At 45.6% G+C, this 12,782-nt stretch carries 11 protein-coding genes and 1 riboswitch; of the genes, 8 read left to right on the top strand and 3 right to left on the bottom strand.

Annotated elements, in window-relative coordinates:
* Positions 1-476 precede the first annotated feature (476 nt).
* Positions 477-929, top strand: a complete 453-nt coding sequence (locus tag AC55NX_RS19670; RefSeq protein WP_496997275.1) for an RNA recognition motif domain-containing protein — start codon at positions 477-479, stop codon at positions 927-929.
* On the opposite strand, the gene murI is transcribed toward AC55NX_RS19670, so the two are convergent.
* Positions 868-1,689 carry a glutamate racemase gene (gene murI, locus AC55NX_RS19665; RefSeq protein ID WP_496997274.1) on the bottom strand — a complete coding sequence of 274 codons (822 nt, stop codon included), beginning with the start codon at positions 1,687-1,689 and terminating at the stop codon, positions 868-870. The genes AC55NX_RS19670 and murI overlap by 62 nt on opposite strands.
* A 113-nt stretch (positions 1,690-1,802) precedes the next feature.
* Positions 1,803-3,623, bottom strand: a complete 1,821-nt coding sequence (gene btuB, locus AC55NX_RS19660; protein WP_496997273.1) for a TonB-dependent vitamin B12 receptor — start codon at positions 3,621-3,623, stop codon at positions 1,803-1,805.
* 40 nt (positions 3,624-3,663) lie between these two features.
* Positions 3,664-3,885: riboswitch (cobalamin riboswitch) on the bottom strand.
* 163 nt (positions 3,886-4,048) lie between these two features.
* Between btuB and trmA the strand changes: the two genes are divergently transcribed.
* Positions 4,049-5,161, top strand: a complete 1,113-nt coding sequence (gene trmA / locus AC55NX_RS19655; protein WP_496997272.1) for a tRNA (uridine(54)-C5)-methyltransferase TrmA — start codon at positions 4,049-4,051, stop codon at positions 5,159-5,161.
* Between the two features lie 167 nt (positions 5,162-5,328).
* Here trmA and AC55NX_RS19650 read toward each other — a convergent pair whose 3' ends face one another.
* Entirely contained in the window at positions 5,329-5,526 is a 198-nt protein-coding gene (locus AC55NX_RS19650; RefSeq protein ID WP_139344153.1) for a hypothetical protein, read from the bottom strand.
* 168 nt (positions 5,527-5,694) lie between these two features.
* Here AC55NX_RS19650 and AC55NX_RS19645 point away from each other — a divergent pair, with 168 nt between their 5' ends.
* From AC55NX_RS19645 to AC55NX_RS19620, 6 genes are all read left to right on the top strand, one after another.
* Positions 5,695-6,438, top strand: a complete 744-nt coding sequence (locus AC55NX_RS19645) for a helix-turn-helix transcriptional regulator (protein ID WP_496997271.1) — start codon at positions 5,695-5,697, stop codon at positions 6,436-6,438.
* Complete coding sequence (locus AC55NX_RS19640) at positions 6,408-6,809, top strand: VOC family protein (protein ID WP_496997270.1); 402 nt, start codon at positions 6,408-6,410, stop codon at positions 6,807-6,809. The genes AC55NX_RS19645 and AC55NX_RS19640 overlap by 31 nt, the downstream gene beginning before the upstream one ends.
* A gap of 1 nt (position 6,810) precedes the next feature.
* Positions 6,811-8,019: an MFS transporter gene (locus tag AC55NX_RS19635; protein ID WP_496997269.1), complete on the top strand. Its 1,209-nt coding sequence runs from the start codon at positions 6,811-6,813 to the stop codon at positions 8,017-8,019.
* A 341-nt stretch (positions 8,020-8,360) separates the two neighbouring features.
* Positions 8,361-9,974 carry an ATP-binding cassette domain-containing protein gene (locus AC55NX_RS19630; RefSeq protein WP_496997268.1) on the top strand — a complete coding sequence of 538 codons (1,614 nt, stop codon included), beginning with the start codon at positions 8,361-8,363 and terminating at the stop codon, positions 9,972-9,974.
* A complete protein-coding gene (locus tag AC55NX_RS19625; protein ID WP_496997267.1) occupies positions 9,971-11,572 on the top strand; it encodes an ABC transporter ATP-binding protein in 1,602 nt (533 codons plus the stop codon). Before AC55NX_RS19630 ends, AC55NX_RS19625 begins: the two co-directional genes overlap by 4 nt.
* 237 nt (positions 11,573-11,809) lie before the next feature.
* The gene (locus AC55NX_RS19620) at positions 11,810-12,427 is read left to right on the top strand and encodes a TetR/AcrR family transcriptional regulator (RefSeq protein WP_496997266.1); all 618 of its coding nucleotides are present in this window, start codon (positions 11,810-11,812) and stop codon (positions 12,425-12,427) included.
* The last annotated feature ends 355 nt before the right edge of the window (positions 12,428-12,782 follow it).

The raw sequence follows: 12,782 nt of genomic DNA, 5'->3' as shown, positions 1-12,782 counted from the left end.
AAACAGTTGCCTGCTTCCAACTTGATTTGGTCACTCGATTCATTGATAAAATCTTTTTGGATATTTATCGACGAGTGCCCACACAGATTGATTGGTCTATATTGTTAAAGAGCATCTAGCACTTGGCTTGTCGCCTTGGCTAGGGGTGCGTATCTTACGCTTTTCGAAAATCAAGTCAACAGATATTTGCCAACAATTTTTAGGATTTTCTTTTACCTTGAGTTTGCCGTTTTCAGACACTCTCTGTCGGTGAGGCGGCATTATAGGGAACAAATAACTTGTAGCAAGTGATTTTTTTACTTTTTTTCCCGTTTGCTCAAAAAGAAATCAGAAACGTTATAAATAATGTTACAACCTTTGAAGATTATCACAGCAATAGGTTGGAAAAACCCCAGACATAAACGTAAGATTCATCTATCTGTTCTATTTTATTTATGTATTCATCTTTCTTATTAATTGATAAGTAGTATTCCAATATGAATTTAACTAAATATTTTTTGTGGCTTGCCACGTTTGCTGTGTTAGGTGTCATTGCGCTTTCTCAGCTTGCAATTCCCTCGGTTGTCGCTTTTCTGGTTGGATTGGCAGGGGCAACTCTTGTTTTTATTCTCACCTCTCAAAATTCGTCTTCTCAACAGCAGTCACAGATGGCGACAACAACATTATACGTTGGCAATCTCCCCTACAAGGCAAATGAATCGAATGTCAAAAGTCTATTTTCAGATTATGGTGAAGTTTTCGCAGTGCGTTTAATGAAGGACAAACGGACTGGAAAGCGGCGTGGTTTTGGCTTTGTAGTAATGCCAGAGGCTGATGCACAAAAAGCAATTACGAAACTCAATGAGTCTAGTTATATGGATCGGACTCTTAAAGTTCGGGTTGCAAATGATCCAAAAAACCCTGAAGCGGAAAATTCTCAATTTGATTAAATCCCCACTCGGATAAAACTCGTGTCAGTGCTTCACCGTCGTATGGTGAGGTACTGGCAAAAATCCGAGGTGTCTGCGGCGAATGCCTACACATTCTCGGTGAAATCAGACTAATCACTCTTCGAGCAATCGCTTTTCCGGAATCCACCAGAACGACATTCTCTCCCAATGTCTGCTGAATTTCATATCTCAATAGTGGGAAGTGTGTACAGCCGAGTACAGCAACATCGATTCTCCCTTGAAGCGGCTGAAGAATGTTTGCCAGCTCAGACATATTCACGGTGACACCGCGTAATTTGCGTTCAGCCATATCGACCAATGCGGTTGACCCGAGCAGACAGATCTCTTTGTCAGATGAGAAATCCCGAATCAGCTCATGAGTGTAAGGCCGTTGAATGGTTGCAGGTGTCGCAATGAGGCCGACACATCGCTGCGCTAAATTACAAGCAGGTTTAATCGCGGGAACCACGCCAACAACCGGGATATCTAATGTCTTGCGTAAAGTAGGCAGAACAATCGTACTCGCGGTATTGCAGGCAATCACCACAATATCTATCGCCATCTTTGTTACGAGCGACGAGACTAAGGTTTCAACCCGGTTGAGTAGTTTTTGCTGTGGCAGCTCTCCGTATGGATAGCCTTCATTATCGAACAGATAGAAATAGTTGTGCTCGGGGAGCAGCTGCTGAATCTCCCGATAAACCGAGAGACCACCAACACCAGAGTCAAAAATTAGGATATTAGAAACTTTTGAGAACACGTTTGACAACATCGAAATACTAAAGATGAAAATGCATGATACGCTTTCAATCAATTTTGACAATCATGATTTTCAAAAGAAAAGAAACCGCCCGAAGGCGGTTTCTCTGACGTTTAAAACGTATAGGTGATATTGATAGAGTAAGCTCTCGATGGTGATGGATAGCCATAAGATGTTTCATATGACTTGTCAAAAAGATTATCGATACGTCCACCAATAGTTACCGATTCATTAGCCTGATAATTAATTGCCGTATCAACAAGAGAATATGATGGCAAAGTAACAGTATCGAATGCTGAGTTGTCTCGTTTTCCTATATATAGATAATTCACCGATAAATCGAACACATCAAAGGATGCTGTCATATTCCATTTATAGGATACATGCGCGCGACGAGGTAATAGTTCATTTTTGGCGTCTCGGGCATCTTTATATTCAGCACTAATACGATGTTGCACAATGCCGGTATCGAATTCAGATGTCAGTTCGACCCCTTTAATTCGAGACGTCCCGTCGATATTATTGTAAGAATTGCTTGAAAACTCATAATTGATCAAATCGTCAATTTGGTAGTCATAACCAGTCAAAGACCAATATACCGTCTGAATCACACCATGAAAACCAAGCTCAGCATTCTGCGAAGATTCTGGTTTTAAGTGCACATTACCATAAGTAGCGTCATGTAGCTGGTATAAGTCTGGGCCTTTGAAAGCAGTTCCGTAGGAGGCCTTCACTCCAAATTCAGGAATGAGTTGATAGCCTGCGGCTAAATTATAAGTCGCTTTATTGCCGAAGTCCTCGTTATCATCATTACGAATACCGACTTCAAGCTTTGTTTTATCATGATGAAACGAAGCTAACCCATACAGACCGAAATTATCGTGTGAAAACTGTGTATGATTTGTAATATCGTCATATGAGTCTTCTCGCCAATCTACACCCCCGGATAATATCAACGATGGCATTGCTGTATAACTATTTATCCACTGAGCCGTATGTTGTTTAACTTCATCCTGAGTCGTACCTGCACTACCTTTACCCAAAGATTGCTCATATCTCCAAGATTTCTGTCTTTGAGTAGACAACTGTACTTCTGACTGGAGATTATCTGACTTATATTTACCACCAAATCCAGCAGCGATATCTTCTTTCTCGGATTCATACTTATTACCTTGACTATCATATTGGTAGGTATTGTCATAAGCCCGAACGTTGCCAAACAGAGAGACTTGCTGATTTACATCATGTACATAGCCGATTAGCGCATTATTGGTTTCAAAACCATGTCGATCCCCATCATTCTTTCCAGAAACAGGATGAACATTATAACCATCCGTACTTTCATGCCCCACTGCAACATTCAATTGATTGTTATCATGAACTTTAAAGCCAGTGGTAACACTGATTTCCTGAGAATCCAAGCTGCCAAGCCCAACACTTAACTGAGTCTCTTCTTGCTGTGATCGCGCTTTGGTAATGATGTTGATAACACCACCGATAGCTTCAGAACCATATAAAGAAGCACGAGCCCCTCTGACATACTCGATTCTCTCAACATAAGTCAGTGGGATCTGATTAAAATCAACTGAGCCGATTGCTGCACGAGCAAAACGAACACCATCAAGTAAAACCAAAACTTGTGTTGAGCTCGTTCCTCTTACAAACAGCGATGAATTTTGACCTCTCCCGCCATTTTGACTGATTTCTATCCCAATCATATTTCTCAGCAGCTGAGGAATACTCTTCGCTTGACTCCGATGGATATCTTGCTGAGTAATGACTTCAACATCAGCCAATGTGGATTGAGCCGACTGCTCAAACCGATTCGCAGTCACAACCATTGTGTCGGTGTCTGCGTTTGAACTGTCTGCATAAGAATAAAAAGCGCAAGAAAGCTGCGATACCACTGCGATCGCTAAAACTGTTTTTTTCATTTTTATATCCTGAATTCGCGTTAATCTGACCGGAGCTCCTGTTATCTCCCGGTTGCTGGCAGGTCTTCGGACTTAAGAATATGATTACCCTGAGATAACCGCCAAAATCCCGACTTCCCACATCCGATGCAGTGTCTCTTGAGATCTTGTCTTCTATTTACCGCTGCGCGTCAGTTCTGGATTTCCACCAGATTCCCTTTTCAACACCCCATTTGACAAATAGACGCTGTCATTTGGGGGTACCAACTGGCACGATAGTATTGACCTACATAAAGCTTGTCCAGATGATATTCATCTGACTCATGAAGAAAATCCGCTGTGGATCCATGAACAGACTGGACATCATGATGGAATTGAATAAAATCTGCGCTCTTTCATTGTTCGCTCTGTAAAATATTCGCTCTATTAAAGATAAAGGTAATACGATGGCTACTCTTGATGTAAATCCCGCACGCTACCAGAATCAACTGCAAGAGAAAGTCACTCGGCTTACTGAGATGTTTTCTGAATTTCACATGCCGGCACTCGACGTTTTTGAATCACCAGAGCAACACTATCGAATGCGTGCTGAGTTTCGCGTCTGGCATGAAGGCAATGATCTCTACTACATCATGTTCGATCAGCAAACCCGTCAGAAATATCGGGTTGATCAGTTCCCGGCAGCAAGCCAACTGATCAATCAATTGATGTCGGCCTTGATAGAGCAGATCCGCGACAACGACATCCTGCGTCACAAACTGTTTCAGGTTGATTTTTTATCGTCGCTCAGCGGAGAGATTCTGGTCTCACTGCTCTACCACCGTCAGATTGATGAACAGTGGCAACAAGCTGCGCAAACCTTAAAAGACACCCTACGCCAACAAGGTTTTAATCTGAACTTAATCGGCCGTGCGCGAAAAATAAAAATGGTCTTAGATCGTGACTATGTGATCGAAAAACTATCCGTCCATGGTCAAACCTACACATATCAGCAAGTTGAAAACAGTTTTACTCAACCCAATGGTCGGATTGCCGAGAAAATGCTGGAATGGGCCGTTGACTGTACCCGGGACAGCCAGGGGGGGGATCTGTTGGAACTCTACTGTGGCAATGGGAATTTTTCGCTGGCGCTGGCGCAAAATTTCAATCGCGTATTAGCAACCGAACTGGCGAAACCTTCCGTCGATTCTGCGCAATATAACATTGCCGCCAACCACATCGATAATGTGCAGATCATCCGGATGTCCGCAGAAGAATTTACCCAAGCAATGGAAGGAAAACGTGAGTTCCGTCGTCTGAAAGATGCCGGTGTTGATCTCAGCAGCTACCAATGTGAAACGATTTTTGTCGATCCGCCACGTTCCGGCATGGATATCGATACTTGCAAAATGGTGCAGAAATACCCGCGGATTCTTTATATTTCTTGCAACCCGGAAACCCTGAAAGAAAACCTGATGGTTCTGAGTGAAACACACCGCGTTACGCGCTTCGCGCTGTTCGACCAATTCCCCTACACCCACCACATGGAAGCAGGTGTGCTGCTAGAGCGGATTGAATAAAAGTTTGAAGAGATATTCGTTGTTCAAAAATCGCTTTCGGATACGATGCGGGAGCGGTAATTATTTTCAAAAAGTCAGCCTGTCCGGTCAGTTGTGATACTGCCATCACGTTCAATTGCTGAACGAAGATGCGCTGCTGCGTATCATCATCCCCTCTAATGACTACCTCAAGCTTGCCCCTTGGAATCACCGATCATCAGTGATTCCATATTCAGACTGATTGTCGTCTGTAATGCTTCGATAGAACGTAGCAAAGCGGCTCTCTCCTGCTTTTGAGTCGGGTATGCCTCTTGGTGTTTACGGCACTCCATGACGACATTGCACCAAAAAAAGATTTCATCAAGTTTATGTTGGGTACTATTCATAAGCCACATCTCTAACCAATTTTTGATTGTTATCGTTTGATCATGCCGCAAAAAAAATATAAAAAACAGGTGGTATTTTTTGACAGGTTGCAAATGGAATAGCAACGAGTAGTATAATCACGCCAGTTCTTTTATATGCATGATAAGCAACATAGGAATCCGCCCAAAATGGATGTTAGTTCAATAGAAATGGCAAAGGCTTGCACTCAGTTCAGCCGACTGATTTCAAAAATATATGACGATGCCATACATATCAGCTATTCAGTGGTTTCGTTGGACACGCAAGAAATCTATACCTTATCGACGGATTATGACTGGCACCTGAGCTACTGGGATCGAGGATTAAACAGAACCGTGGGAACACGCATGTCACCGGGGCTTTCATCATGGCGGGACAAAGATGAAGAATATCATCATTTATTAAGTAAATTTCGGATCCCGGATAAAGTAGATTATACATGGTTATGCTCACAACGCGCTGAAATCGTCTCTTTAGCCTGCCGCCATCAACTCACCAGTCAGGAAAGTCATCAACTGGCAGTCCTACGTCCTTATCTGGCTTATCATGCTCACAAATTATGGCTGAAACATCAGGTTGCAACGCTCCCCTATCAGTCAATGGCCGCCCTATCCGATACACCAAATACTCATATGAATGAGCAAAACCATTTCCGGTTTGGTGATATTGTCCTGACCGCGAAAGAAATGAGTACCATCCGCCTTCTGTTATCTTTTCATTCCCCCAAAGAAATCGCCTGGCAACATCATTGCAGTGAATCTGCGGAACGAAAACGCATTGAAACCATCAAGAGAAAGATTCGTTGTACCGGCAATCGAGCCACCTTTTTTCAGTTACTCCAAAAACACGGGATACTTGATGCATGTCTGGATGTTTACACCACGTCTCTTTAACCTGTCGGGATCTCGATAAAAGCCAGAGATTCTATGCGCAATTCGGCTATACGACACACAAAAGTTACACCGATGAACAAGTCTCGATTGTCATGATGACCACAGAGGCGGGTTCAGCGATTGAGCTGTTCTGTTTTACCGCCGAAAAACACACAACGCCACTGATCTCAGATATCGAATCCGTGCCTAATATTCAAACCATTGGCATCACGCATATCGCCATTCAGGTTGATGACATTGCAGCAACACGTCAGCAACTCGCTCAGTTCGCCCCTTGTACAGAGATAAAACCGGCTCGAATGGGGGGATTTGTTTATTTTTTCACCCATGATCCCGATGGGAACCAGATTGAAATTATTATGGAGAATTAACATGTTAAGTTGGCTACAACGATTGGGGATTGTCTCAGGCAATGCATTCGAGTTTTACGATATTGCAGTCTATGCTGCTATCTCTCCTTATTTATCTCATTTGCTATCCAGTCATGGCATCGTCCATTCAGAATGGATGGTGTGGGGAATTTTCGCGCTCAGATTCTTAATCCGGCCACTCGGTGGGCTGGTCATTGGTAAAATTGCGGACACACAAGGAAGAAAAAAAGCCCTGATCATCACCAGCAGCCTGACAGGCAGTGCGACGCTGCTGATGGCGGCTTTACCCGTCAATATCTTGGGAGAGAGTCTTGTGATACTCCTCTTATGTCTGCAAATGATTCAGGCCTTCAGTTTTGGCGGAGAGTATCCGACCATCATTCAATACCTGCACCAAGGGAGCCAACGTGAACAACATGCTCGTATCAGCAGTCTGATTGTTGCCAGTTCAATTGTTGGGGTGATTGCATCCGTCTTAATCGTGATGGGGCTGAAAGGCACCTTATCTGAAAGCCAGATGCAAGCTTATGGATGGCGTATCCCTTTAATTATTGGCGCAGTGAACATTGCCATGAGTTTTTGGTTCCGCCTGCGCTTGCCCGCTGCGCTTCCGACCCCACAGCCGACTCGCTTAACCAACGATGTAAGAACCACAGTCAGGATCGGTTTGGTGTCTGTGACAGGAGCGGTAGTTTTCTACGTCCAGAATATTTCCAGCACCATTTTAGCCAAAGATTTCCCCATTCAACCGTTTGCCTTGGTCAATTCGGTGACCTTACTTGTGATGATCTTGCTGGTCGGATGGATCACGGACAAATATCTGTCATCACCAACGAAAAGCTTTTCGGGCGGATTGTTGGCCGGTTTGGTGGTTTCTTACCCGGCTTATTACCTGCTGATTCATAGTCATGATGGGTGGCAGCAATGGATCGCATTTATCACGATTAGCCTGATTTCAGCACTGATTTTAGCCAATCTGGCGACGGTGCTATTTTCCATTGCCCGCAACAACACCACTTCTCTGGGGCTTGGCTATAACGTTGCTCTCTCAGTTTTTGGTGGCATGAGCCCGTTAATTGTGAGTTTCCTGTCTGGGTATGATGCCAGTTATGTCGGTGCATATGCCGCATTGACAACCATACCGGCACTCATTGGTATTTACGCATTCTCGGCACCATCGTTAACTCTCCAGTCAGAAATGAATACATAACTCGGCTTTGCAGAACCGGAATATCGCACGGTAGCCCTGACATTGAGTGAGGGCTACTCGCGTCGTCCCCCCTCAAATACTTTCTCTCTCGATAACGCTCCAAAAATCATCATCCCAATGACCTACTGCCTGCATCTGGCATCCTCCTCAAACACCCTTCCTGTAAAAACGAAAATCTCAGCACCTTAAGCTTATTTTCCGATTGAATCCTGTCGAAGATTTGATCAATAATGACCCAAAGCCATTAGCAATTAATAATCATTATCATTTAAAAACACAAGGGATACACCATGTTGTACGACTTCCAATGCGCAGACGTCCGCAGAAACGAGGGATAATTCATGCCAAAAGGACAACACCAAGCACACCTTTTTACGCCTTTAATGATATCCGCTAAACCCGTATTACCACAGCTCGGTGCAGGCATATTCGCTGAGGCCGTTGCCGGTTTAGCAAAGTTAGCAGCACTCTGGTGTCTCATTCACCTGATAGAAGATCTCGCAATTATCTGGGTACTCTATGCGTGTGTCTGTTGGGGAGTGGGAGCGATTTGTTCATCCGCTGCATCGTGGATTTCCCATCAGGCCGAAGCCGATTTTTCCTCACGGCTACGCCGTCAGGTTGCTACTCACTTAACACAGCTCCCGACCCGGACTTTAGCGCGCTACGACGACAACGCACTGCGACGGTTAGTCTCTGAAGATATTAGCGCCCTGCATCATGTGGTTGCCCACTTACCCGCAGAAATCGTGACTTTTATGATTGTCCCTGTCGCTTCGGTGATCATGCTGCTCGTGATGTCTGGCCCAATCTCTTTACTCGCCTTACTCCCCGGATGCCTCGCGGCCATGTATTACCTGATTTTAATGCCGCGTTACTCTGTGCGTTATAATGCTGAGCGAGTGGATGCAATGGAGACAATCGTCACCGCGATTAACGACTATGTTCGTGGAATCCGAATCAACCGGCTGTTTGACGCGCAGTCAGGAGCGCTTGCCGATTACCATGCAGCAACCAACCGCTTCACTCAAGGTATGGTCACATGGGTCAGTCATGTGGCAACCGCAGCCGCAATTGCCACCGCACTATTACAAGCGGTTGCAACATTTGCGATTGCTTATTGGGCATCTTATCAACTCAGCCCAGTATCGATCGCGGCAACGATGCTTTTCGGGCTGGCAATCGTCACCCCGTCGTTACGCCTCGGACATGGTCTCGACTACCTTGCCGCCGGGCGTGCGGCCGGCCAACGGCTCGCTCAATTACTGCATGAAACGCCACTTCCCAGAGGTGACGCTGCACTTCAGGCTGCTCATGCTGAACTCACCATACAAAACATCTGCATCACTACCGAGAACGGCACGTTGATTGATAATTTATCTCATCGATTCTTGCCCGGAAAACTCACCGTCATCACGGGGCCAAGTGGTAGCGGAAAAACCACGCTTCTGCGTATCCTTGCCGGATTTGAACAACCGGAGAGCGGAGAGGTTCGTCTGGGAGCGCAAAATATAACCACGCTCGATGAGCAAGCCCGCCACCGGCAGATTCAGCTCATACCACAAACAAAACCCGTCCTAAATACGACGGTGCGGGATAATTTATTGCTGACAGCGCCGAAGGCCAGTGACGAACGGCTCCATGATGCGCTGAATCATGCCCAAATTGACATCGACTTAGATGCGAATGCAGCATTACTGTCCGGCGGAGAGCAGCAAAGAGTCGGGCTTGCACGCTTGTTCTTAAGCCCGGCAAAGATACTACTGCTGGATGAACCAACCAGTGCTTTAGACCACTCTCGGGCAAATCAACTGATGGCGGCCTTGCTACATGTGACTCACACCCAAAATAAAACCCTGATCATGGTAACCCATGATCCAGCGCTGGCTTCTCAAGCCGACCAACACATGCATCTCGAAAAATCGCCACAACAACAAAAGGAATTCACGGTATGACTTTCGCGGCTCACCAATCCGGCTCTACCCCACCGATATGGCCATTACATACCAAGCGTCGGCTGATTTGGATTAGCATCAGCTGGTGTTTCGTTGCTGCACTGGAAGCCACTGCCTATACCGTGCTGGCACAGACTATCACGCTCCAACAAGATCCGGTTTGGGTCATAGTCTCAGCCGGTATTGCCGTACTCATTATGATACTCACAACCCGGGCCGGTTTTTTCTGCGGAGTGCGGCTGTCCGGTGATTTATTTGAAATGCTGGGGCAGGCATTTGCCCGAGCCAAACTTTCATGGTTTACCGACACTCGCCGGGCTCAACTGGCGATGTTGGCTTCTCAAGGTATTCCGGGGTTTATGAGTGTTCCGGCCCATCAGATGCAGACTTTCCTGCATGCACCACTGCTTCCCCTGTTTCTGGTCTGTGGCATTGCATGGTTATCAGGGCCAGAAGTGGCTGTCATTACCGCCGGCACACTGGCGCTGTCACTGTATCTGCAATTTAAAGCTCAGATGGCACTGATGGAAAGTGATAAAACAAGGCATGATGCCAATATCGGAACCGCAAACGCTACCATCGAATTTGTTGACCATCTGGAGCTGTTGCGTACCACCGCAGGGCCGACAAGAGCAATCAAACGCATCGAACAACAATGGCAAACCCAAGAAGGTATTCTAGCCACGACCAACCGGGCAGCGGCTAAAGCAACGTTAGTCTCAGCAGTCGCCAAATCTCTACCGTTAGTCTGTATCAGTGCTTATCTGACTATCACTCAAATCAGCTCCCCGCTTATGACACTGGCCTTATTGGTTTTAGTGACCAGAGCAGCGGCACCGCTGGGTGAACTGGCACTGGCTGGCCTGAGTATTAATAATTTACGTGCCGCATGGAACGACTACCTCAAAAATACCTTAGTGCCGACCTTACCTGAACCCGATGCAAGCGAAGCTTTGGTTCCCGATGGACACCATATTTCCCTGAAATGTATCAGCCAGACACCTGTTCTCAGTCAATTGAGTGCTGAAATTGAACCGGGCGCAAATGTCATTATTTCTGGTCCGAGTGGTTGCGGCAAAAGTACCTTGGTTGAACTCATCATGCGCTTTGATGATCCGCAAAGTGGCGAGATTACCTTCGGTGGCGTGCCCTTGAATCAGATGCGCTACGCTGAACTGAGTTCGCATATTGCTTATGTTGCACAAGAGCCAGTGGTGTTTACCGGGACTCTGGCTGAAAATATTCTTTTAGGACATGCCGGTGCAAGCCGCTCAGAAGTAGAAAGCGCAGCACGACAAGCGATGTTAAGCCACGTCATTGACCGCTCACCGAAAGGGATTGATCAGCCCGTCGGCCATCAAGGCAGCTTACTTTCCGGCGGAGAAAGACAACGTGTTGCGATAGCCCGCGCCCTGCTCAAAACAGCTTCGGTTCTCATTCTTGATGAAGCAACCGCCGCACTCGATGAAGAGACAGAACGCCATGTCGCAGCATTCCTAAGTGATCTGCCTGTAACGCTGATTATCGTCACTCACAGAGACTCGACGATTTGGCGGCCGAGCAAAATCATCACACTGACAGAACCGGCTCAGATGTAGGAACCGCATTGCACTATGTAATCAATGGCCTCATGTAATCATCAATTGCGTCATGGAATAATTGCGCCATAAGATAAACAGATGAATCATCATTCAATCATGGTGGCGTGCGGCAGGATAGCCCCAACAGAACAGACTGTTATGGATTGAAATATGTGAATAACATGGTGTTCCGGGATTTACAGACCCGTACTCTACCTGTAATCATTGTTCTTCTGGCGAATCATAGGCATGACAATGGATAATCGTACCGATACAAAAAAAACTCAGTTGCATCGACGCACTCGATCACCACATACCAGACGCACAGCTTTAATGGATGCAGCTGAACATTTATTTTTAACCAAAGGGATTCATGAGACCCGGATCGAAGATATTACGGCAGCGGCTCATGTTGCCAAAGGGACCTTTTATATTTACTTTCATTCGCGCGATAGCCTGTTACACGCCTTACAACAGCGTTTTATGACCAGCTTTTGTGCCCGGATTGAGACAGCACTGACACAATGTCAATCCGATGATTGGCAATCGCAACTCCACAACTGGTTCACAACCGCAATCGATGGCTTACTGGATCAAATTATTCTTCACGACATGCTCTTTCAGGATATCCATCCAAAGCAAGGGCGAAGTCTGATGAGCGAAAACCCGGTCATTGAACAGTTATGTTCCCTGTTACAGCAAGGTGATAAAGCGAATGCATGGCAGGTTACAGACGCCAAAATGATGGCTTTGATGATGTTTCATGCCATGCACGGATTAGTCGATGACGCACTGGCACGAGGGGATATCAACTGTCGTCCATCTTTAGTCAGCACATTAACAGAAACTTTTAGTAAAGCGCTCAGGCAATAAACAGGAATGGTTTAGACATTGTTTCCTGACAGAATCCAAGCGCGCGATACAGCATACGGGATCGCCTTACATATATTCGGCACCGATATTTCATCTGTCTCAAAAATAAATCTGTCTCAAAAATAAAACATTTCCGTGATACTTATTCCACTTCTTTCAGGCAACTTTTTGCTCACCGGGCAACTTCTTGCTCGCCTCTGGGCAAGATCTTGCTTGTATTTACATTTATATTTTTATAACCATCTGATTTTATTGATGTGATCGAGTTGGCACACCCCTTGCTCTTATCGTTCAAGAGCCTAAAGGTTCTATGTGCATTAAAAACATGAACTTATTATAGATAATTGAAGGAATT

The organism is Vibrio rubrogenes (assembly GCF_059641415.1).
The sequence above is the reverse complement of the archived record's forward strand: the minus strand, read 5'-3'. Positions and strand labels throughout refer to the sequence as shown.

Excerpts from the sequence above, each read along its gene's own strand:
- AC55NX_RS19670 (WP_496997275.1), top strand. The coding sequence starts at position 477 with ATGAATTTAACTAAATATTTTTTGTGGCTTGCCACGTTTGCTGTGTTA.
- btuB (WP_496997273.1), bottom strand. The coding sequence starts at position 3,623 with ATGAAAAAAACAGTTTTAGCGATCGCAGTGGTATCGCAGCTTTCTTGC.
- trmA (WP_496997272.1), top strand. The coding sequence starts at position 4,049 with ATGGCTACTCTTGATGTAAATCCCGCACGCTACCAGAATCAACTGCAA.
- AC55NX_RS19650 (WP_139344153.1), bottom strand. The coding sequence starts at position 5,526 with ATGAATAGTACCCAACATAAACTTGATGAAATCTTTTTTTGGTGCAAT.
- AC55NX_RS19645 (WP_496997271.1), top strand. The coding sequence starts at position 5,695 with ATGGATGTTAGTTCAATAGAAATGGCAAAGGCTTGCACTCAGTTCAGC.
- AC55NX_RS19640 (WP_496997270.1), top strand. The coding sequence starts at position 6,408 with ATGTCTGGATGTTTACACCACGTCTCTTTAACCTGTCGGGATCTCGAT.
- AC55NX_RS19635 (WP_496997269.1), top strand. The coding sequence starts at position 6,811 with ATGTTAAGTTGGCTACAACGATTGGGGATTGTCTCAGGCAATGCATTC.
- AC55NX_RS19630 (WP_496997268.1), top strand. The coding sequence starts at position 8,361 with ATGCCAAAAGGACAACACCAAGCACACCTTTTTACGCCTTTAATGATA.
- AC55NX_RS19625 (WP_496997267.1), top strand. The coding sequence starts at position 9,971 with ATGACTTTCGCGGCTCACCAATCCGGCTCTACCCCACCGATATGGCCA.
- AC55NX_RS19620 (WP_496997266.1), top strand. The coding sequence starts at position 11,810 with ATGGATAATCGTACCGATACAAAAAAAACTCAGTTGCATCGACGCACT.